18 protein-coding genes and 3 pseudogenes are annotated in these 21,534 nt (G+C 60.4%); 6 read left to right on the top strand and 15 right to left on the bottom strand.

The features are described 5' to 3' along the window. Nucleotides 1–20: 20 nt before the first annotated feature. The 11 genes and pseudogenes from PVW27_RS19325 to PVW27_RS19275 form a co-directional block, all read right to left on the bottom strand. Nucleotides 21–479 (bottom strand): annotated as a pseudogene (locus PVW27_RS19325) (IS66 family transposase); the annotation flags it as partial. A 39-nt stretch (nucleotides 480–518) separates the two neighbouring features. Then, complete coding sequence (locus tag PVW27_RS19320; protein ID WP_274560547.1) at nucleotides 519–1,121, bottom strand: plasmid pRiA4b ORF-3 family protein; 603 nt, start codon at nucleotides 1,119–1,121, stop codon at nucleotides 519–521. Next, a pseudogene (locus PVW27_RS19315) lies at nucleotides 1,118–1,645 on the bottom strand (IS66 family transposase); the annotation flags it as partial. The pseudogene PVW27_RS19315 and the gene PVW27_RS19320, both read right to left, overlap by 4 nt. A gap of 411 nt (nucleotides 1,646–2,056) precedes the next feature. Beyond that, nucleotides 2,057–3,415, bottom strand: coding sequence for an NADH-quinone oxidoreductase subunit N (locus PVW27_RS19310; protein ID WP_230802079.1), 1,359 nt, complete (start codon nucleotides 3,413–3,415; stop codon nucleotides 2,057–2,059). Continuing rightward, on the bottom strand, nucleotides 3,415–4,875 hold the full coding sequence (locus PVW27_RS19305) for a complex I subunit 4 family protein (RefSeq protein ID WP_139085412.1): 1,461 nt from the start codon (nucleotides 4,873–4,875) through the stop codon (nucleotides 3,415–3,417). The genes PVW27_RS19310 and PVW27_RS19305 overlap by 1 nt, the downstream gene beginning before the upstream one ends. Nucleotides 4,876–4,892: 17 nt before the next feature. Continuing rightward, nucleotides 4,893–6,782 (bottom strand): NADH-quinone oxidoreductase subunit 5 family protein, encoded by a 1,890-nt coding sequence (locus PVW27_RS19300; protein WP_230802078.1) that lies wholly within the window; start codon nucleotides 6,780–6,782, stop codon nucleotides 4,893–4,895. 2 nt (nucleotides 6,783–6,784) lie between these two features. Then, nucleotides 6,785–7,084 (bottom strand): NADH-quinone oxidoreductase subunit NuoK, encoded by a 300-nt coding sequence (nuoK, locus tag PVW27_RS19295; protein WP_244297777.1) that lies wholly within the window; start codon nucleotides 7,082–7,084, stop codon nucleotides 6,785–6,787. Nucleotides 7,085–7,092: 8 nt separating this feature from the next. Further along, nucleotides 7,093–7,596: an NADH-quinone oxidoreductase subunit J family protein gene (locus PVW27_RS19290; RefSeq protein WP_244297778.1), complete on the bottom strand. Its 504-nt coding sequence runs from the start codon at nucleotides 7,594–7,596 to the stop codon at nucleotides 7,093–7,095. An 8-nt stretch (nucleotides 7,597–7,604) separates the two neighbouring features. Beyond that, on the bottom strand, nucleotides 7,605–8,504 hold the full coding sequence (locus PVW27_RS19285; RefSeq protein ID WP_139085420.1) for a complex I subunit 1/NuoH family protein: 900 nt from the start codon (nucleotides 8,502–8,504) through the stop codon (nucleotides 7,605–7,607). Then, nucleotides 8,501–10,531: a heavy metal-binding domain-containing protein gene (locus PVW27_RS19280; RefSeq protein WP_274560537.1), complete on the bottom strand. Its 2,031-nt coding sequence runs from the start codon at nucleotides 10,529–10,531 to the stop codon at nucleotides 8,501–8,503. Before PVW27_RS19280 ends, PVW27_RS19285 begins: the two co-directional genes overlap by 4 nt. Nucleotides 10,532–10,557: 26 nt before the next feature. After that, nucleotides 10,558–10,920, bottom strand: a complete 363-nt coding sequence (locus tag PVW27_RS19275) for an NADH-quinone oxidoreductase subunit A (protein WP_061979516.1) — start codon at nucleotides 10,918–10,920, stop codon at nucleotides 10,558–10,560. A gap of 256 nt (nucleotides 10,921–11,176) precedes the next feature. Between PVW27_RS19275 and PVW27_RS19270 the strand changes: the two genes are divergently transcribed. Continuing rightward, nucleotides 11,177–11,863 (top strand): DUF6629 family protein, encoded by a 687-nt coding sequence (locus PVW27_RS19270; protein WP_230802076.1) that lies wholly within the window; start codon nucleotides 11,177–11,179, stop codon nucleotides 11,861–11,863. Between the two features lie 280 nt (nucleotides 11,864–12,143). On the opposite strand, the pseudogene PVW27_RS19265 reads toward PVW27_RS19270, so the two are convergent. The 3 genes and pseudogenes from PVW27_RS19265 to PVW27_RS19255 all read right to left on the bottom strand — a co-directional run. Then, nucleotides 12,144–12,500 (bottom strand): annotated as a pseudogene (locus tag PVW27_RS19265) (IS6 family transposase); the annotation flags it as partial. Between the two features lie 192 nt (nucleotides 12,501–12,692). After that, the gene (locus PVW27_RS19260; protein WP_274560531.1) at nucleotides 12,693–13,154 is read right to left on the bottom strand and encodes a hypothetical protein; all 462 of its coding nucleotides are present in this window, start codon (nucleotides 13,152–13,154) and stop codon (nucleotides 12,693–12,695) included. Between the two features lie 158 nt (nucleotides 13,155–13,312). Continuing rightward, nucleotides 13,313–14,380 carry a hypothetical protein gene (locus PVW27_RS19255; protein WP_274560529.1) on the bottom strand — a complete coding sequence of 356 codons (1,068 nt, stop codon included), beginning with the start codon at nucleotides 14,378–14,380 and terminating at the stop codon, nucleotides 13,313–13,315. 226 nt (nucleotides 14,381–14,606) lie between these two features. On the opposite strand from PVW27_RS19255, the gene PVW27_RS19250 reads away from it, so the two are divergent. From PVW27_RS19250 to repC, 4 genes are all read left to right on the top strand, one after another. Then, nucleotides 14,607–15,515, top strand: a complete 909-nt coding sequence (locus tag PVW27_RS19250) for a recombinase family protein (protein WP_045685476.1) — start codon at nucleotides 14,607–14,609, stop codon at nucleotides 15,513–15,515. 341 nt (nucleotides 15,516–15,856) lie between these two features. Continuing rightward, entirely contained in the window at nucleotides 15,857–17,056 is a 1,200-nt protein-coding gene (repA, locus tag PVW27_RS19245) for a plasmid partitioning protein RepA (RefSeq protein WP_045685473.1), read from the top strand. Further along, nucleotides 17,056–18,024: a plasmid partitioning protein RepB gene (gene repB, locus PVW27_RS19240; protein WP_274560524.1), complete on the top strand. Its 969-nt coding sequence runs from the start codon at nucleotides 17,056–17,058 to the stop codon at nucleotides 18,022–18,024. Before repA ends, repB begins: the two co-directional genes overlap by 1 nt. A 238-nt stretch (nucleotides 18,025–18,262) precedes the next feature. Beyond that, on the top strand, nucleotides 18,263–19,318 hold the full coding sequence (gene repC, locus PVW27_RS19235; RefSeq protein ID WP_045685468.1) for a plasmid replication protein RepC: 1,056 nt from the start codon (nucleotides 18,263–18,265) through the stop codon (nucleotides 19,316–19,318). Nucleotides 19,319–19,530: 212 nt separating this feature from the next. Here the strand turns inward: repC and PVW27_RS19230 are convergent, their stop codons facing one another. Continuing rightward, a complete protein-coding gene (locus PVW27_RS19230) occupies nucleotides 19,531–20,733 on the bottom strand; it encodes a Fic family protein (protein ID WP_045685466.1) in 1,203 nt (400 codons plus the stop codon). A 292-nt stretch (nucleotides 20,734–21,025) separates the two neighbouring features. Between PVW27_RS19230 and PVW27_RS19225 the strand changes: the two genes are divergently transcribed. After that, a complete protein-coding gene (locus PVW27_RS19225) occupies nucleotides 21,026–21,460 on the top strand; it encodes a hypothetical protein (protein WP_274560519.1) in 435 nt (144 codons plus the stop codon). The last annotated feature ends 74 nt before the right edge of the window (nucleotides 21,461–21,534 follow it).

Genomic DNA, 21,534 nt, shown 5'->3' with positions numbered 1-21,534 from the left:
CCGGTTGGCACCGCGGTTGATCAGGCGGCCTTTGCCTGAGCGGTAGCCAGGGGCACCCAGTTCCAAGGCAGGAACTCGTCGAGCCGGTTGATTTTGTGGTCTTGGATGCGGTCGAGCACGTCGGCGAGATAGGCCTGCGGATCGAGTCCGTTCAGCTTGGCCGTCTCGATGATTGTCATGGCAAGCGCCAGCGTTTCGCCGCCGGTGTCGGCGCCCGCGAAGAGCCAGTTCTTCCGGCCGATGCCAATCGGGCGCAGGGCGCGCTCTGCCGGATTGTTGTCGATGGCCACGCGACCATCGGTGAGGAAGAGGCTGAACGAGGCGCGACGGGCCAGCCCATAGTGGAACGCGCGGGCCAGATCTCCCTTGCCGGGGATCCGCGTGAGCTGGCTCTCGGACCAGGCGAAGAAGGCCTCGACCTTCGGAGCACTGTGCGTCTTCCGCGCGGCAAGGCGGATATCGGCGGGCTGCCCGTTTATCGTAAGCATCCGCCGAAGGCCGCAGCCGTGCTATATTGATCAGAGGCTTCTGGGTGCGGCTTTTGGTTTGCGCGGCTTTGGTGCCCATTTTTTGGCGAGGCGCTCGAAGTTGTCGAGGATACGGCCGATCTCTGCCTCGTCGGGGTCGAACTTTCCCCCATACCATTCCAGCATCCGGTCGTGCTCTTCGTGCTTAGGGTCGGCCATGGCTTCGAGGAAGTCGGCGTAGCCCGGGAAGCCACCCACATCTTCAGGGGGACAAGCACCGGTGGCCCTGACAAGGCGTGGGTAGTCGGCACCCGGCATGGCATCATCGATTTTCTCGACCTTGATCACATGGTGCCAGTTGTCGCCAAAGTCATAGATGTAATGGATGGTCTTGGTGCCGACATCTTCGAGCACATCGAGCAGGCTGGATTTGTTCGCGGGCAGCGGGCCATCGTAATAGCCGTCAGGATCAGGCACACCCCAGCCGACGCCACCGGCCCGGAACTCATAGAGGTGACTGTCGGTCCATCCCATGGCCGCCTGGATCACCTCGTGCAGGCGGTTTAGCTTGATCTTGAGTGGCACATCAAAGCGCCGCAGCACCTGAGGTTCGACGTCGGACAGTGTGACCTTGAGGCGCGCGACCAGTGTCATGCGGCAATCCTCTTCAATTCGGTTGCGGCTTTCCAATGCCAAGGGAGCAATTCATGCACCCGTGACATCGGCATGTCCGGCAGACGTGCGAGCACATCGGCCAGCCATGCCTGCGGATCGATGTCATTCATCTTTGCCGTGACGATGAGGGTATACATAAAGGCCGCCCTGTCGCCACCGCGCTCGGATCCTGCAAAAAGCCATGACTTTCTGCCCATTGCGATGCCGCGCAGAGCGCGTTCGGCGGCATTGTTCGTCATGCAGAGGCGCCCGTCATCAAGGAATGCAGTGAAGGCTTCCCAGCGTCCTTCTTCGTCCAGCATGTAGTTGATCGCCTTGGCGACAGGGTTGTGCTTTGACATCCGGGCCCGCTCGGCCCGCATCCAGTCATGCAGATCGTTGACCAGCGGCACAACCCGCTGCTGGCGAACCCCCAGGCGCGCTGCGGCTGACAGGCCGTTAATCTCACGCTCGACATCAAAGATGGCGTCGATCCGCGTCACAGCGTCCAGAGCGATAGGCGAGTGTCGCTTAGCCCTTAATTCCGAGACATGGCACTTTGATCCCCAAATTTTACCCTTAAAAACGAGATTCCGGCGCCTTCCAGTGGAGTTTCCTTGTCTTTCCGTAGTATCTCTGATCGAACTCTGTCTCAGCTTTACAGGCAAAATTTCGGAATTAAGGGCAAAATATCATATTTAAGGGCAAAGCACAGCCGCTGATTTCGTTGGATTTCTCATCTCGTAATTAAGGGCTACGCGACATCGGTCTAAAGCGCCACTGTATCGCGGCTGGGGCCGTGGCCACCCGCCGCGCTTATGGTGATATCGAGACGCTGCTTAATCCCGGGAATGCGGAGCGAATGGCCGAGCCGCTGGCAGGCTAGGATAGCAAGATCACCACTTTGACCGACTGGCACAAAACCGCGCCTTAAGTCAGCCGGGAAACACTCCCGCAAATAGCCCCATCAGCGCCGTGACCAGCGCGGTCGCCCAGAGAACGACCAACAGCGGCGGCGCCATCTCAGTCCGGCCCGCATCGCCCTCGCGCGCCTGATACATCGACACCACTATGCGCAGATAGACCGCCAGCGCCAGCACACTGTTGAGGATGCCGATCACCGCCAGCCACAGATAGCCGGTCTCGATCGCGGCGCCGAACAGCAGCACCTTGCCGACAAAGCCGAAGAGCGGCGGAATGCCGGTGAGCGACAGCAGGAACACGACCATCGCCACGCCGACCACCGGTCGCGCGCGGCCGAACCCCTTGAAATCGTCCAGATTGCGGCCCGCGATCATTATGACTGCAAAGGCTCCCAGGTTCATCGCCACATAGGCCGCACCAAACACGATTACCGAAGGCAGGGCCAGCGCGCTGGTACCGAGCGCCACGATCCCCATCATGAAATAGCCCGCCTGCGCAACCGAAGAATAGGCCAGCAGCCGCACGGCATTGGTCTGCACCAGAGCCGCCAGATAGCCGAGTGTCATCGTCACTGCCGCGATCAGCGCGACGACGAACGGCCAGCCGGTGGCTACCGGCAGATCGCGCAGCACCTGCGCAAAGGCGAAGATCGCGGCAACCTTGGTGATGACCGACAGGAACGCCGCGACCGAGACCGGCGCGCCGTCATAGGCGTCCGGTGCCCAGAACTGGAACGGCACCAGCGCCGCCTTGTAGCCCAGCCCGATCAGCACCGCGACCAGCCCCGCCAGCGCGATCAGCGGCTTGCCATCGAGCGCCCCGAGCTCGGAAAAGAGCGTCGACCCGGCCCCACCGAACCAGAAGGTCAGCCCGTAGATCATCACCGATCCGGTGACGGCGCCGAACACCAGATATTTCATCGCCGCCTCGGTCGCGGCATCGTTGCGCGGCCAGGCCACCATCGCGAAGGAGCCGAGGCCCGTCAGGACCACGCCCAGGACCAGCAGCATCATGTCGCCACCGCCCGCCAGCATCAGCGCCCCCAGCGTCACCAGGCACAGCAGCACATAAACGCTGCCCTCGCGGTCCTTCCCGGCGATCTCGGCCCGCGTCATCAAAAGCGCCAGCGCGGTGCCCGGCAGCAAGATCAACTTGGCCCAGCCGGACAGCAGATCGACGCGGTAGGTGCCGCCAAAGACGCTGGTGTCGGCCTCCAGCAGCGGAAGGGTCAGCGCGGTGGACAGACCCAGCCCGATCAGCCCGAACGCCAACGCCAGACGGGGCGCGCGCAGCATCTCGGCCACCAGCATCAGCACGACAGTGGAGGCCAGCATCAGCTCGGGAAACAGAAAGGACAGGTCGCGCGCCATTAGAATTGCAGTGCCCGCATCGTCGCGTCGATCATGCCCAGCAACCAGGACGGCGCGACCCCGATAAGGATGATGAGGATGAGCAGCGGCACGACGGCCTGCATCTCGCCGCGGTCCAGATCGGGCATCGCCGCCCATTTCTCGTTCGGCTCGCCCAGAAATACCGCCGCGATCGCGCGCAGGTAAAGCCCCGCCGTCACCACAATGGCGATAATCGCCACGATGGCCCAGGGCTGAGCATTCAGCGTGGCCAGGAAGATCTGAAATTCAGCCGGGAAATGCGCCAACCCCGGCAGCCCGAGCGAGGCAAAGGCCGACAGCACGAAGGCCCAGCCCAGCCATGGCACCTGCCCCAGCAGCCCGCCGAACGCGGTCATCTCGCGTTCGTGGGCGCGCGACTGCAACATGCCGACGAGAAAGAACAACGCCCCGGTGACGACGCCGTGGCTGACCATCTGCAAGGTCGCACCATTGAGCGCGACCGCCCGCAAGTCAGGGTCCAGCGTCAGCGCCGCCACCGCGACGCCGATCACCACATAGCCCATGTGGTTCACCGACGTATAGGCGATCATCTTCTTCAGATCTGACTGCGCCAGCGCCACGAAGGCACCGTAAAGGGCGCTGAATACGCCAAAGGCCAGCACCACCTGACCGGCCTGCGCAAAGGCGTCGGGCGTCATCTGTAAGGCGAAACGCACAAGGCCGTATGTGCCGAATTTCAGCATCACCCCGGCGAGGATCACGCTGCCCACGGTCGGGGCCTGCACGTGGGCCGCGGGCAGCCAAGTATGCACTGGAAAGGACGGGATCTTGACCGCGAAGGTGAACAGCATCGCGATCAGCGCCAGCATCGCCGCCAGCCCAGTCAGTGGCGGCGCCTCGATCCACAGCCGCATGTCAAAACTTCCCGTGGCCAGATACAGCCCGATGATCGCCAGCAACAGCGGCAGCGAGCCTAGCAGCGTGTAGATGAAGAACATCAGCCCGGCGCGCTGGCGTTCTTCATAGCCCCAGCCGACGATCATGAAGTACATGCCGACCAGCGACACTTCAAAGAAGACGTAGAACAGGAGCGCGTCCAGCGCCGCGAAAGTGCCGATCGACGCGGTCTCCAGCATCAACATCAGCGCGACAAAGACCGCCGGGCGGTCGGTGATCCGCGCCGCATAGATTGCCGACAGGAAAAACAGCAGCGAGGTCAGCAGGATCAGCGGCAGGCTTAGCCCGTCGATGCCCAGCCGGTAGGCCGCGCCGATGGCCGGGATCCATGCGATCTCCTCGACCTGCGCGAAACCGCCTGGCAGCGTGCCCCGCGCCCAGATCGCCAGCGTCACCACGAAGGTCAGCCCGGTGGTGGCGATGGAAACGCCATGGGCGATGCGCGCCGACTTGTTTGGCAGGGCCATCAGCAGCACGCCACCAAGAAGCGGCAAAAAGACGGAGATCGAGAGAAGGGGCATGGCGGGGTCGTCTTTCTTCAGGAGGACATCGGTAAGATCAGCAGCACCGCCGCGATGACGGCAATGCCCATGACGGTCAGGGCGAGTTCGCGGTGGATGAGCCCGCTTTGCAGCAGGCGCAGGCGGCGGCCGGCGGCAATTGTCCGGTCGACAAGGCCGAAGATCAGCCCGTCGATGCCTTTTGTGTCGGTGGTCTCGGCGCTGTCACCCAGGCGCAGGTTCATCCGGCCCACCTGAAGGGTCGCGGCATAAAGCCGGTTGTCTGAACGCTCGGCACTGGATGCGGTGCCAAGGCTCAAGATCCGCACAAGGCCAAGTTGCGACGCCAGCAGACGCCGTTCGAAACCTTCACAGGCGGCGGCAAAAGCCAGCGACGGGCGCAGCACCAGCCCGTCCATACCGCCCGCGACGGCAAAGCCGCGCTGCGCCATCGGCAGAACCGGCCCCATCAGGCGGGCAGGTTGGATGAACCAGCCCAGCACCAGGCCGCTCAGCGCCGCCATAAGCCCGAGGATCATCGCGGTTCCTTCCGGCGGCAGTTCGGCCTCAAGCAGATGTTCCAGCGGCGTGAAGGCGAACCCAAGCCCCGCCGCCAGCGCCGTCAGCACCGCCATGCCCGCACCCATCCAGCCCATCCCCTTGCCCAGAACGGGCTGGGCCTCGCCCTGCCACAGCACCCGCAGCGCCCGCGCCATATAGGCCCCGGTCAGCACCGTGCCTGCCAGCGCCAGCGGCGCGAGCCATACGACCCCGGGGGCCGCCAGCGCGGCGGCAAGGATCGCGTCCTTGGAAAAGAACCCCGCCAGCGGCGGGATCCCCGCCAGCGCCAAAGCAGCAATGCCGAAAGCGGCCAGCACCAGCGGTCGTGCCCGGCCCGCGCCCGCGACCGCATCCATGTCGGTGCTGTCGCGATCATGCTGGAACACACCCGCCCCCAGAAAAAGCGTGCTCTTTATCGCCGCGTGGGCGATAAGGTGCAGCAGCGCCGCCACCGGCACCCCCGCGCCAATGGCCAGCAGCATCAGCCCGTACTGGCTGGAGGTCGAGGCGGCCAGCAGCCGCTTCAGGTCCCGCTCGGCCAGCGCGATCAGGCCGGCAACGACGGCGGTGACGCCGCCCACCAGCCCGACCGCAATCAGCGCGCCTGCGGGCAGCATCGGGGTCACGCGGATCAGCAGGATCGCCCCCGCCGCCACCAGAGTCGCGGAATGCAGCAAAGCGGAGACCGGCGTCGGGCCGGCCATGGCGCGCTGCAACCAGTCCTGCAACGGCACCTGCGCCGACTTGCCCATCGCGCCGATCAGCAACAGCAACCCGGCGACCAGTGCGGGCGTGCCGGTGATATCCAACGTGGCCGAGATTTCCGCGGTGCCGGCCCAGCCGATCAGCACGAAAATCCCCAGATAAAGCCCCAGATCGGCGCTGCGGGTATACAGAAACGCCCGCATCGCGGCACCGGGCACGCCGTCACGCCCATGCCAGAACCCGATCAGCAGATAGCTGGAAAAACCGATCAGTTCCCACGCCGCCAGCACGGTGATCCAGTCGCCCGCCAGAACCAGCGCCTGCATCGCGGCGACAAACAGCAGCAGGATCCCGAAAAAGCGCGGCTTCTCGGGGTCGCTGCGCATGTAACCGACAGCGTAGATCAGCACACTGGCCGCCACCGTCGCCACCATGGCCGAAAACACCGCCGTCAGCGGCGTCGCGACCAACCGCAGCGGCATCTGCGGCAGCCCCGGCAGGACTAGTTGCATGGTGCCACCGGAAACGATCCCCGCCAGCAACGCCATCGCCGCGACAAACCCAAGGCCGACGCCCGCCAGTGCAATCGCTTCGGGTGCGCGGCGCAGCACAAGCGCCGCGAGACCCGCCAGCAGCGGCGCAAGGATAATGAGCGCCAGCATCGTCATCCCTTCAACTCGCGCGCTTCTTCCATCTCAACCGACCCGCGCACCCGGAACCGCGCGATGGCGATGGCAAAGCCGACCGCCATTTCGACCGCCATCACCGCCATCACGATCAGCACGAACATCTGACCGGCCGGTTCATCGGGATGCAGATAGCGCCAGAAGGCCACCAGATTGACCAGTGCTGCGGCCAAAATCAGCTCGACCCCCATGATGATCATCACCAGGTTCGTCTGGCTCAGCGCGCCGTAAAGACCGATACCAAACAGCCCCGCGCCGACGCTGAGCGCGATCATCATCTCCACAATCATTTGCTCTGCTCCGCGTTGGGGACGATGGCCACCATCGTGGCCGCAACCATGGCCGTCAGGATGGTCAGCCCTGCCGACTGGAAGATGAACATTGACCGGCCCAGCAATTCGCGGCCCAGATCGGCGGCCTGTTCATGCGCACCCGGCACAGACAGGGCGACCGGACCCCAATCGGGCAGCCAGACCAGCAGCAGCGCCGCCAGCAGCCCAATGCCCCCGGCCCAGAGCGACAGGCGTTTCTGGTGGGTCATGTCCATTTTGCCCATGCCGCCGGGATCCATCATGAACATCACCATGAAAATCGCCATCACGCTCATTTCCGTGGCCATCATCATGATCTGCAACACGCCCAGAAACTCGGCCTGCATGACCAGAAACATCGCCCCTATCGCGGTTTGCGAAAACAGCAGCGCCAGCGCCGAGCGCACCATCGAATGGGTGCGGAAAACCACGACGCCGAACCACACCGCCGCGCCGCCGAAGAACGCCAAGAAGATCATCTGAACCGTCATATCGGCACCACCAGCGCGATCACGCCCACGACAAAGATATTGGCCAGCGCCAGCGAGATCCCCAGCTTCCAGCTCAGCGCCAGGTAACGCGCTTCGCGGATGCGCGGCATATAGCGCCCGACGCTCAGCATGGCCGCGGCCACGGCCAGGATCTTGATCGCGCTCCAGGCCCACGCGGGCAGCCACGGGCCCAGCCAGCCGCCCAGATAGAAGGTCACGGTCGCCCCCGCCAGCGCCAGGATAATGACCATCCGCGCCAGCCGCAGCACTGCCAGCCGCACGCCGGTATATTCCGCCTCGACCCCGCCGGCCAATTCGCCGGTCGCATCGGGCAGGTCCAGCGGCGGCAGCCAGGCCAGCCCCATCGCCGCCACGACGAACAGGACAAACCCCATCGGCTGGTACAGCACGTTCCAGAGCTGCGCCTGCGAGGCGACGATCTCAACCGTCGAGAGCGACTCCGCCCGCATGGCGACGGCGGTGATCGGCATCACGATCAGCATGGCATAGGCAATGAACTGGCCCAGGAACCGCCAGCCCGCGATCATGGCGTAGGCCCCGTTCGGCCCCCAGCCCGCCATGATCAGCGCCACCAGCACATAGGCCAGCGCAGCGTTCAAAAACAGCGCTCCGGTCGCCAGGTCGGTGATGATAAGCCCCGGCGCCAGCGGGATCACTGCCACCGCCATCAGCCCCGCCACCAAAAGCAGCACCGGCCCAAGCTCAAAGAACAACCGGTCAGATTTGCGCGCCAGCAGCGATTCCCGCCCCATAAGCGCCAAGGCGGCCCAGGCCGGACCGGTCAGGCTCAGGTGCCCATGCACGGCCCATCGTTCGATGACGGCCAGCGCATAGGCCCCGGCGGCGAGCGACAGGAGAACGACAAGAATGCTCATCCACGCACCTCCCAGGGCGACAGGTCGAGCGAGGCGACGGCGCTCAGGGCATCGCCCAGTTCCTGCTGCGCCGTCACCGTTTCGACAAGGGCGATGTTCACGTCTGTCGGCGTGTCGAGATCGGCCTCGACCACCTTGCCATTGGCCAGCTTCACGCGCAGCGACGCCGTGCCGCGCGGTGTTTCGATGCGAGCCTCGCCCTCGCCCGACACCCTGTCCACATCCGGCACCTGCGGCACAGCAATCATCCCGGCGGCCGCGATCAGGTCGAGGCTTTGGGCGATCTCGTCGCAGCGCAGCCGCAGCCGCGCCAGCGCATCGCCGCCGTTGCGGACGCGCATTTCGAACCCGAGATCCTTCAGCGTTGGATCACCCGTTCGGGCATCCGATCCGCCACCTCGCGCCCGGTCCACCGGGCCGCTGGCCGGGGCGTCATTGCCGATGCGCGCGATGCGTCTAAGCCGCATCCGCATCAGCGGGGCCGCCTGCACCCGGCGCGACAGCCGCCGGATCGCCCCAGCCTGCGTGGCAATCCCGGCAACGTCGGCACCTTGAACGGCCAGTTGCAACGCCCCAGCGCGCGCGGCGAGCCACAAAAAACCCGACTGAAGGCCGAACTCGGCCAGCCAGTTCAGGTGGCTGGCGATCCGCTCGCGTTCCACGGCGGCGGCGCGGCCACGGCGCGCGTCATGGTCGGGCTCGACGCCGGCGGCCACCTCAATCGCAGCGCAAGCCAGCGCGCGATAGGACACGCTGCTGAGCGGCATCATGGTGGCCAGACGCTCGACGAAATCGGCCACCCTCATCTGCGGCCCATCCATCAAATCCGTCGCGCCGACAAGGCTCGTGGCGTCGCTGGCCGCAACGGTATCGCCATCCAGCGTCAACGTCAGCCGCAGCCCAGCCGGCAGGCCGGGAAAGAACGGCCCGAACGGCACCTTGATCCAGTCCATCTGTAACCCGTCGCTGCTGCGCGGCTGGTCCTTGGTCATCTCGACCATCGACATGAAATGCGGCTCGATCCCGTCGATAGTGGCCTTGGAGTGGCCGCCATGTCCGGCATGCCCATCGTGGCCGGAATGGTCCTGCTGTTTGCCATGACCGCCGTGACCGCCATGCCCGTGACCGTGACCGGGACCGTGGCTTTCCACCTCCTCCGCCTTCACCAGGTTCATGCCGCATTTAGGGCACTTGCCCGGTGCATCGCTGATCACCTCGGGGTGCATCGGGCAACTATATGCCCCCGACCCGCCCGCCTTGTCGTCGTGACCGGCATGATCGCCATGCGCGGAGGGCGCGTGGCTTGCGTGCCCATGCCCATGCCCGTGACCGTGGCTTTCCACCTCCTCCGCCTTCGCCAGGTTCATGCCGCATTTGGGGCACTTGCCCGGTGCGTAGCTGATCACCTCGGGGTGCATCGGGCAAGTGTATGCCCCCGACCCGCCCGCGTCGTGAGCGTGGCCCGCATGTGCGTGATCGGCGGGGTTTGGCCTGTCCTCCCGGGGCATGTCGTGGCCACCGTGCCCACCATGTCCATCGGACGCTGTTTCGCGCGGCACCAACGTCATGCCACATTTGGGGCAGTCTCCGGGGGCGTCGCGGACGATTTCGGGGTGCATCGGGCAAGTGTATTCCACGCGCACCTCAAGAGCGGGGGCGTTAAACTCCCCGCTGTCAGCGCGAAACGCGCCCGCGGCGATCACGCGGCGCAGATCGGCCAGCCCGGCCCGTGTCAGCGGGGCCGACACGTCCGCATCGGGCAACGGGGCGATGTCGCCTGCGCCCAGTGCCAGGATCGCGCGGGGGCGCGGCATCTGCGCGTAGGTGACGGCGGCGGCATCGCGCAGACCGTCCGGAATCGGGCCGACGACGATGAGAACGTCGGCATGGCGCGGGGTGCCTACAACACGCAGGTGCGCATTGGCAAGGTCGATCCCCATCGACCGCGCGACAGACGGGCCGGGCAGCACAAAGGCCGTCAGATCGCGCGCCATGGCCGCCGCGACCGCCCGCCTGATCCCGTACATCGCGCCCTCTCGCGCCCCGGCTATGGTCATTGCCGCCTCAACGCGCCCTGGCTCCAGCCATAGAGCAGGCCCAGGAACAGGATTGAGAGGAAAACGCCCATGTCGAGCAATGCGATCAGCCCTTCTTCGCGGTAGACGACCGCCCACGGATACATGAACGCCATCTCCATGTCGAAGGCCAGAAACAGCAGCGCATAACCGGCATAGCGCGCATGATAGCGGACCCAGACCGGATCGCGCGACAAGGTACCGGCCGTGGCGGGCACGTCCTTGCCCGGTTCCGAGCGCGTGCGCCCGATGGCCCGGGCGAGCCCGTAAAGGCTTAGCACGAAACCGAACACACCGACACTCAGCCCGAAAAGGATCGCGTATTGGGAAAGCTCGCTCATCCGTGTTACCTCCTTCGGGTGCTCGACTCTCTAAAGTGTTAAGGGTTTAAGCAGAACGGCACAATCAAACTAACGCCAGCGGCCATGCTGCCGTTATGCACAGACGCTTTGAGCTGCGGATCATTACAGCTCTCCGAAAATTCCGGGCTTGGGACTTCAAGAACACAGGTCTCCAATTGGTTTCTTCCAATTGGGTGGCCGGTGATTTAGCGTTGCATGATTGACGATCCGAACAAACAGGACAGAGGGAAGTCAAATGTGCCTGTCCGCTCAAGTCAGCTTTGCCGCCAGTGTTTTTCTTGTTGGCGGCGGCACGGCCATTTCAATTGTGGCTTGGCGGCGCAACAAACGCTATCTCCCGCTTGCCCTGATGCCGCTTTTCGCCGGACTGCAGCAGTTTACCGAGGGTTTTGTCTGGGTCGGCATGAACGGAAACGATCCCCTGACGGTTTTGTGGGGGGCAATGGGGTTCATCTTTTTCACCTGGTTCATGTGGCCGATCTGGGTCCCCTTCTCGGTCTACGTGCTTGAACCGGACGACAGCCCCCGAAAGCGGTTGTTCCGCCTCATGGCGTTGATCGGGCTGGCTTTCGGACTGCTGCTTTACATACCGCACGGGCTAAACAGTGACATGGTGGTGGTCGAGGTCAACAATCAGTCTCTGGCCTATGAAAAATCCATGTGGCTGGATTTCATGATGCCACGCTGGCTGACTAATACAATCTATGTGACCCTTATCACCCTCCCGCCAGCGCTGTCGCATTACAAACACATGCGCCATTTCGCCCTGACGCTGGGGGCGGTGATCGTGGTCGATATCGCCTTCCTGCAATTCGCATATATTTCGTTTTTCTGCCTGCTGGCGGGTCTCGCAACGCTGCATCTGGTCTACATTATCCTGACTAATAAATGCGCCCGTGAGTGCCCTGAACTATTTGCCTGACGCCGCGGTGCCGACAAGCACATCCCTGTCCCATTCCCGGTGTCGCTTAGCCCTTAATTCCGAGACATGGCACTTTGATCCCCAAATTTTACCCTTAAAAACGAGATTCCGGCGCCTTCCAGTGGAGTTTCCTTGTCTTTCCGTAGTATCTCTGATCGAACTCTGTCTCAGCTTTACAGGCAAAATTTCGGAATTAAGGGCAAAATATCATATTTAAGGGCAAAGCACAGCCGCTGATTTCGTTGGATTTCTCATCTCGTAATTAAGGGCTACGCGACACCCGGGCAAAGAACTTGGTCGCGGCCGCCTTGTTGCGTCTCTTCGAGAGCATGAAATCAAGCGTTTTGCCGAGCTTGTCGACGGCGCGGTAAAGGTAGACCCATTCGCCTTTCACTTTGATGTAAGTCTCGTCCATGCGCCAAGATCGCTCAGTGGGGTTTTTTCGGCGTCGGGCATTGATTGCGATCAAAGGCGAATACTTGGCGACCCAGCGGTTCAGCGTGGCATGATCTACGACAACACCCCGCTCGGCCATGATCTCTTCTAGGTCCCGATACGATACCGTGTAGCGGACGTAGAAGAAGACTGCGAACAGGATCACCTCCTTTGGAAAGTGCGCACCTTTGAAAATGATCATCTTGCTTCCTCCGAATGGCGCTCCGGCAGGCTAGAACCATCGATCCTTCAGGATACTCGGGTCAAGAAGCAAAGTTTGCGACAAAACCCTTTGTTTTAGGCTGGCCAGTTCCTACTTGTAGGTCGGCAGTGTCGGTCTGCTCATGCATCTCTGCTACCATGCTGGACTCACTAGATGAATCCCTCACAAGATTTATGTAGTAGAGCCGTCTTCCACTGACTGGGAAGCCGCAACTTCCTCTCCGGGCTCATCTGAAATAGTAGGATTATCAGATGACCCGCTATCCATGAAACTTAAATGTTCCAAGCGTTCTGTCGCAATATCAGCTGGATCACCCCAAACAGATATCGAGATTTGGTTCATCCCATCCCCCTTTAGGTGAGCCGTAAGAACTCCAACGATACGAACGCGGAGCGGAGCCGCTTTTTCGAGCGCAGGCCAAAGCATTGCTTTGGCTTGTTCGCCAAGATAGCCGATGCGCACGGTGCGAGGCTTCCCAATGCCAAAAGGAAAGCGGGATGGTAAGGTAACTAAAGCTGCTACGTTCGCGTCACCTTCTCGCAAAAGCACCACTGGGTCTGAGAGCCCAATACCAACCTTGGGCAATCTCGGCTCAAGGCGGACTAGGTTTGTTTTGTGGATCAAGACCTGCATTCTATCCCAAACGCCACGTCACTTAGTTCCCAAAAATAGTTTGGATTATGTCTTCACTCCGCATCATATGGATCAGGAGCGGCAGATGCATTTCCGCTTATTCCTTTCAGCAGCTTTTTGCTCAACGCAGCTTTGAAGCCGCGTGCGTCCGCAGAATTTCAGCTTGTAGCGCGCCACATTCTAAAGCGTCCCTGACCAGTCATCTCGTAGACCAGTCCGCGCGCTTGCATCCAAGCTAGATTGCGCTGAACAGCCGCGCGGCTAGCGCCAGTAAGAGCCTCAACCATTGGGGCGGATACAAGAGGCCACTCAGTCAGCACGGCACACAACTGAGGTGGTGTTCTGCCTGAGAGTGTTGACGTCTCGATTTTTGCCCTCACAGCCCAAGCTTCTATATCGTCGAGTTGCCGCATCGCGGTCACGCACGCACTCTCCATCCCTTCGAGCCATCGCACTAGACGGTCAGCGGGTGGGCCACCGGCGCGTAGCCCCACTGCACCGCCCATGGCCAGCGGTGTAAAGGCCGCTCCCCTCCCTTCACTTGCAGCGATCCGAGCAGCCGTGACTGCCGCTTCCATCCGATCGCCATACTGGCCTAGTCCTGCGAGGCTCCAGAGATGAAAGCCCATGCAAGCCCGAGTAATCGGATGCAAGTGGCCAGTCTGTGTCATCAGTTCGAGCCAGCTGCCTGCGCGTTCGACAAAAGGTTCGGCATTACCTTCGAGATTTTCAGGGTCACGGCGGTCAAGGAAGGCTGGTAAATCCATTTCTGGGCTCGGGCCGCCAGTCAGGCGCCGCACAGCCCATCCGAGTCGTGCGAGTGCCCTAGTATCGTCTTGAGCAGAGGATAGTCGGAGTGAGATCCAGAGTGCTAGGCGATCCGGGCCAATCCGGTCGCCTACAAACCAACTCAGATCGGCCGCCTCAATCAAAGCAAGCCTGTGCCGCCAACCTTCCGGGGCGCGCCGCAAACGGTCGTCCAACGCACCGACACGGCCGGCGACACGGGCAAGGCGCGCAGCAACGCCTGCTTCTGCGTTTCGCCAGTCATCGATTACAGCGGCTTCACGCGGTTCTGCCCTTGGCCCGGGCGGCAGGTAATCTGCCTCTTCTTCCAGCGAACCGGGAAGGAACCAAAGATCGTCTTCTGGCGTGGCCTCCACCTCGTCGAAGTCTCCAGAGGGCTCGTCAAAATTATCAATTATTGCTGGGGTCTTGATCTTCATATGTTCAAAATATGCTGTATTTGCGTCTTACCCAAGCGAATTCTTTGGATGCACCTACACGCTTTATATAGCACGTGCGCGCGATGCCCCGCGAGAACTCTCTGATCATGCTCTGCATAAGGAAACCAAGATAGTTCTGCTAATCATTGCCACAGAAAGCGACCTTGCATTCGTTTACAAACGGTCGTTTAGTAGCGATGTATGAAACTGCAAAAAGACTGTTTTGATGCCCCTGATCGGTTATGCCCGCGTATCGACCGAAGATCAGACTCCCCTGCCCCAGTCGCAGGCCCTGAAATCCGCGGGTTGCGCCGAGATCCATGAAGAACAGGCCTCGGGCGGCAATCGTGCGCGGCCGGTGTTGGCGCGGGTGTTGGAACGCATCGGCAAAGGCGACACGCTGGTCGTCGTTCGGATCGACCGACTGGCGCGGTCGCTGTCGCATCTGCTGGAGGTGATCGAACGGCTGGAGGCCAAGGGGGCGTTCTTTCGTTCCATTCAGGACCCGATCGACACCGGATCCCCGCAAGGCAAGTTCACGCTTCAGGTTCTGGGCGCCGCGGCCGAGTTTGAGCGGGCGCTGATCCGCGAACGTACCAAGGCGGGGCTGGCGAGTGCCCGTACTAAGGGCCGGGTCGGCGGGAACCCGGGCCTACGCGCCCGCGATCCAGCGGCGCTACGCAAGGTGCGGCTCGCGCGGCAAGACGGCTACATGGAGCGTCTGAACGAGACGGCACAAGATTGGGTGCCCCATGTGCGCCGGTTGCGCCCCGACTTGGCCTGGGAAGACGTTGTGCGCATCATCAACGGCCCCCTGCCCGAGGCGCGTCGCTGGACCCAAAGCCGGCTCTTGCGCGCTGTGAAGGCCTATGTCCGCGACGGCTTCCTGCCTACCGAGGTGCTGGCCCGCGCCGGGCGCCGCGAAACGGACGATCGCCTGCCCGCCATTATTGCTGGCATCAAGGGCGCAGATCCCGACATCACGCTTCAAGCTATCTGTGAACGGCTGGAATCTATGCGCGAACGCACGCCCCGTGGCCGAACAAGATGGCAGCCGTCTTCGGTGAAAATGCTGTTGGAGCGGGCGGAACGACTTGGCCTCATGCCGTACGAATCGAGCCAAGATCAGATGTAGCTTCTGACCCGAATCCAAAGAATTTCACCGGGAGAAAACTCCGCAGGAGGCAGAAAGTGCCATTAGTTGCTTGGGGTTAGCTGCTAATGTGCCAACTCAACAGAGTAGCGGCTCGATTCGGTTAGATCTGCATTTAATATATCTATATCAATGACTTGCTGAGTTTCTTACGCTGCAACACCTATAGGTGTTGTGGATAACTTTCACACTACATTTAGATTCTTCTTGCCGGACTCACTGGATCGTGGCATTCCCATTCTGACGGCAAAACGCGTCAGACACGCTGTACGCCGTCAGAATGACTAAGAGCCTCAACAGAGGCCGAGAGTGGGCGGCAGGACATGGATTATCGTAACATTGGATACACGCAAGGCATAGGCTCTTCCGATATCGGAGCATTTGCCGACAATCTGGCTGAGTCTTTGGATCGCCAGATGAAGATCGCTTTCGAACCCGAAGAACGAAAGTCCCTACGCCGCTTCAGTTCCACCGAAGTTGCCGGCCTCCTGCGCGTAAGCACATCTAACCTGCGCAACCGGCACAAGGACGGCAGCTTCCCGGAAGTGCATACAGACAACCGCGGACACCGGTTCTACACAGCCCAAGAGATTGATGAGTTGCGCGATGTTCTTGGACGCACTGGAAAGAACGCAGAAAGCTACCGCCCAGGTCGACGTGATGGCGATCGTCTCCAGGTGATATCCGTCGTCAACTTCAAAGGCGGTTCATCAAAGACTACTGCAACGATTCATCTTGCGCAAAGGTATGCCTTGCGCGGTTACCGCGTGCTGGTCCTAGACCTCGATCCGCAAGCAAGTTTGACTACGTTTTTCGGCTTTCGGCCCGAGCTTGAGTTCGCCGATGGCGGCACAATCTATGATGCTTTGAGATATGAGGACCAAGTTCCTCTCTCGAACGTCATCCAAAAGACCTACTTCCATAAGCTCGACATGGTGCCCGCCGGTTTGATGCTCTCGGAGTACGAAACCGAGACCGCAAACGCTCTCGCCCGTCGCGTACAGCCCATCTTTGCAGAGCGCCTCGCCTTGGCGCTTGAAGAGGTTGAGGCAAACTACGACATCGTCCTGATCGACTGCCCGCCTCAGCTTGGGTTTCTAACCCTGACTGCGCTGGCAGCCTCGACGGGGCTTTTGGTTACCGTGGTACCTGGTATGCTTGACATCGCATCCATGAGCCAATTCCTGAAGCTTGCTTCAGAAACGGTCAAGGCCGTGGAGGAAGCCATCGGTCGGCGTGTCACATGGGATTTTGTCAAATTCCTGATTACCAGATATGAACCGTCGGACGGTCCGCAGACCCAAATGGCAGGCTACCTGAGATCAATTCTGGCAGGTCAGGTCATGACAGAGCCGATGCTGAAGTCTACGGCGATCTCCGACGCGGGGATGACCCAGCAGACCGTCTACGAAGTCGATCCAAGCCAATTCATCAGAAAGACAATTGATCGCGCCCTGACCAGCGTGAATGGCGTTGGCGATGAGCTAGAGCAGACGATCCAAATGGCATGGGGGCGTCGCTGATGGCCCGAAACATCTTCAACCAGCCTCCAAGGAATGAGACGGAGAGCGGAGCCCCCTCCCCTACCCCGCCAAAAGCGGCAAAGCTGCCGGGATCTGTTGGAGGATTGCGCGACTCTTTGCGCGAGATCACAGCAAACTCGATTCGCGATATCGAACCCGATCAGATTGACATGGATGGGCTGCGCGATCGGTTGGTGCTGGAAGATTCCAGTATCGATGAGTTGGCCGAGAGCATTCGCAAGCATGGCCAACAAGTGCCCATCATGGTCCGTCCATCAGCCCAACCGGACAGATACCGCATCATCTACGGCCGCCGCAGGCTTGCGGCGATCCGTAAGGTCGGTGGAACGGTCAAGGCAATTGTTCGAACCTTGGACGATGACGCATCTCTGATCGCTCAAGGCCAGGAGAACAACCTCAGGCTTGATCCGTCTTTTATAGAAAAGTCTATTTTTATCAAAGAGATGCAAGAATCCGGGTACAAATCCGGTGTCATTCAAGATGCTCTAGGTCTGACCCGGCAAGGCGTATCCAACCACAGGGTCGTCATAGAACAACTGCCAGACGGTCTTGTTCAACTCATCGGGCCAGCACATGGGATCGGCCGGCGGCAGTGGGGTGATCTAGCTGCCTTGTCGGTGAAGGTAGATTTGGTGGACATCGCCAAAGAGGCGCTCGCCGCCCTGCCCGACGACACTCCTAGTTCCGAAAAGTTCCAAGCGGTCTATTCGGCGTGCTCGAGCAAAGCACGTAGCGACAAGAAGCCACCCAATCGTGGGCTGACTTCGGTCATCAATGATGAGAACGGCAGTTCATTGGGCACGCTGACAATCGATGAGAAGGCGATCGCGCTCAAGGTCACCAAGAAGGACAATCCAGAATTCGGCCAATGGCTCGAAGAGCACGCGGAAGCTACGCTTTTGCAACTCTTCGTACAGTGGCGGAATGAGAGAGGCTCTGGGTCCTAACCCAAGCCACACAGAGCAACACGAGCAGAGGAGAAAAGCGAAGACCCGAAAGAAAAGAGCCCCCCAAAGTTTCCCCTGGAGAGCCCTCATCATCTGATTAGCATCTTTGATGTAGCAACCTCCAGCATACCGGTCAAGAGTCACCGATTCGGTGGACTGATATTTTTTGCCTTTTTCCGCGAAAATTCGAGGAAAGAGACGGGGAAGTTGTGGGCCGAACGGTCGTCGTGAACAAGCCATGGCATTTACAAAACTCTCGATCGAAGCCGCCGGTGCTGATGCAACCCGCGGCTCATTTCCCCCATCTGAAACCGACGTCTGGACCATCTTCAGAGCCCTGAGAGATGCACGCAGCGTGTTTGGTCTACGTCCTGGCCACATACAGACACTTCAAGCAATGCTCAGTTTTCTGAAACCTGGCCATGGCGAAACGGTTTTTGCGTCTAACAATTCACTTTGCCAGCGCGTTGGCGGAATCGACGAACGGACACTCCGCAGGCACATCAACCGCTTCGTTGAACTTGGACTCATCAAGCGCAACGACAGCTCGAACCGAAAGCGCTACCGCGTTCGCTCATCCGGCGGGGAGTGCATCAGTTATGGATTGTCTCTCACCCCCCTGCTCCAACGTGCGAGCGAGCTTATAGCCATCGCGCAAGAGATGGAGAATAACCGGCGAGATCGGATATTTGTCCGCAAACAGATCCTTACAAAGCTCGCCCATTTGGAAGAGCACGATCCTAGCAACGCATTCATCAACCACGCACGGAAAGCTCTACGCAGGAAGCTGAGCCTCCCCGAATACCACGCTCTGCTCGCCAATACAGATACAGAATGCCAGAGTTTGTCTACCCCGGATGACCCACCTGAAACTATGAAATTGCCCGCCAATGACGGACAAACTGTCCGGCATCAATCTAAGTCTGAAGAAGAAGAAAAAGATTTAGATAGCAACATAGGCCATGAAGCCCTGAAACCAGACTTGCTGACCTCAGTCTGCGATCAGGCGACATTGTTCTCCACAGAGAGACTTAGAAACTGGTTGGACATTGAAAACCATGCTCGAACACTTGCACCCATGATGGGCATTCACCCAGAGACTTTCGAGAAAGCCAAGAATGCTGTAGGAGCTCAGAAAGCGTCATGCGCGATCTTCATCATGCTACAGCTTGGAAAACGCATCAGGGATTTTGGAGCGTATTTTCACAGTATCACCCTGGGTCAAAGGCAAAACCAATTTGATCCATTAGCTTTGATCAAGCGACTGTCCGAAAACAATGAGCGAACTGTCTAATGTCCACCGCGGTGGACTTCGAACGAGAAGCGGCGCTTGTGGCAACCAAAACTGTCCAAACGCACCTAGCGGCGCGTGGTGGTTCTTCAGTTCATCTCAGACCAGCAGATGTCCACCGCGGTGGACAAGTGACACACGAGCAAGTCTTGATGAAAATCTGGCCGCCCATGGAAGAAATCGGCGGCCAGGCATTACACCCTAAATGCCTAAAGTTATTGTGGGAGGTCACCGTCTCCAAAGAGGTTTGGAAAGAGCCGCTCTCGATAATCCAACGGAAACGCCAACCGAACCGGCGTCTTCGGCGAGGCGGACGTCATGTATCCGGCGGCGGTCAGTTTACTCAGCGTGTTGCGAGCAGTACGCTCGGACGTCTTGAGCACAATCTGCGCATCGCCTCGTTCCAGTGCCCCATGCCGAAGAACCGCCGAGATTAGTTCCGGCGCTCGCTTGTCATCGATGGTATCTGCAACAAGACGACGATACCGTTGGTCAAGTCCGCCGAGATCGAACAATCTTGCTGAGAAGGTGATCTGGTCGAGCGTCACCTTTAGGAACCATTCACTAAACGTCTTCAGTGCCGCTTCTGACAGGTTCCCCCGTCCGTCGCGGTCTCCGCGGCGTGGACTGTCAGCCAGATCCATCATCCGTTTGTACTCGCCCCGATCGGTTAGCCCGCGGGCCAGCCCACGTGATACGGACCAGAGCCCTTGGCCACCAATCCCCGCTGTGAGGGCCATGGCATGAGACATCAGTCTGCTGACACGGCCGTTACCATCTGGGAAAGGGTGGATGTAGTTGAGCCGGTGATGCGCAGAGGCGATCGCGATGATCCGTCCGCTCGAAGACCGCGCCGCAATCTGAAATCGTTTGTCGAAATGGTCCATGAATGCCGCGACGCGCGACGATGAAGGAGGTAGGTGGCGCCCGACCGCAACTTCCCGATCATCATCCTGGCGCATGCGTCCCGGAACGATGGGCTCTTGTGTGCCGTCGGGATGTTCGATGACCCGAAACTCATCCGGCATCTCGTCGTAGAAGCTCTTATGGACCCAAGTCAGGAATTCGACGGATGTGGGGCGGGGCAGGGTGCCCTTGCGATGCATCTCGTCGATGGCCCGTTGAACGATGACGTGCGCCCGGGCCTCAAGGGCGAGGGGACGGGTTTCTTCCTCAAGCTCGGCACCAGCCAGCGCCCTTTCGATGTCGCGGGGGCGTGTGTTGTGTCCTTCGATCAGGTTGGAGTAGTAGCAGTTCATCACACGGACGAGATCGGCAAGCTCGGCGGCGCTGTCAGGATGCAGCCCTTGTCCCAGCCCGGTGGCTTCCCTCTGGATGTCGACCGAAAGGTCTGCCAGTTCTGTAGGAATATGCTCCTCGAAGAAGCAGGGTTCGATCCTGGCGGGTGTTTCCAGCATTTTGCCGATCTTCCATGTTTGCAAAGTAATTGAAAAATAAACACATTTCGTACTTTTGAGCAAGGTTTTGCCGATATGCGTTGCCGATCTTGGGTGCCGATCTAGAATTGCTGCATGAAATCAATGGCTTCCGCAGATGTGCCGGGCTTTTCGGTTTTGCTGTGTGCCCAAAGGGGCCGGAAAAAGAGAAAGTGTTCTTCGGGTTGTGTGACTGACGGATGAGGGCCTTTGGGGTCCCTCAGATGGGTCCGGGCCGGATTCCGGTCTGTCTTTCCTGATGAAGGGCATTCCGATGCAAACAGGTGTCTTGCGCGTGTTACGCGCGACCGCTGCCTCGTGGTGGCGACACAAGGAACTACGCCGAACCGGCCAGACGGGCCAGGCACTGCAGCTCGAGCGCGAGACCGTCCTGCGTGATCTCGGCTATCTCAGGCAGGCGGCGACGCTGCCGAATGCCCATGTGATCTGCGGAGAGGGCGGCACGTTCATCCATCTCGGTTGGACCACCGTCTCGACCCTCGCGCCGATCGAGCGCTTTCCCTTGGCCGCCCTCGCGGTCGCACGAGGAACCCCGTTCATCGATATTCGTCCCGTCACCGATGTTATCACCTTCGCGAACCTGCCGCGGGTGGCGCGGGACGGATCGGTCGACCCTGAACCCTGGGGCCCTAGCAGTTCGGGAGTGGGCAAAACTTGGGGGTGTCTGTGTATGTTGGTGGTTCATTGAGAAGGGAACTGCCATGGAAGTGCGGATTATTGTCGAGACGACCTTTGAGAACGGAACCACAAAGAGGCATCGTC

This window comes from Seohaeicola sp. 4SK31, assembly GCF_028802875.1.
In the GTDB taxonomy this organism is placed as follows: domain Bacteria; phylum Pseudomonadota; class Alphaproteobacteria; order Rhodobacterales; family Rhodobacteraceae; genus Seohaeicola.
This window is presented reverse-complemented; position numbering and strand designations above follow the sequence as displayed.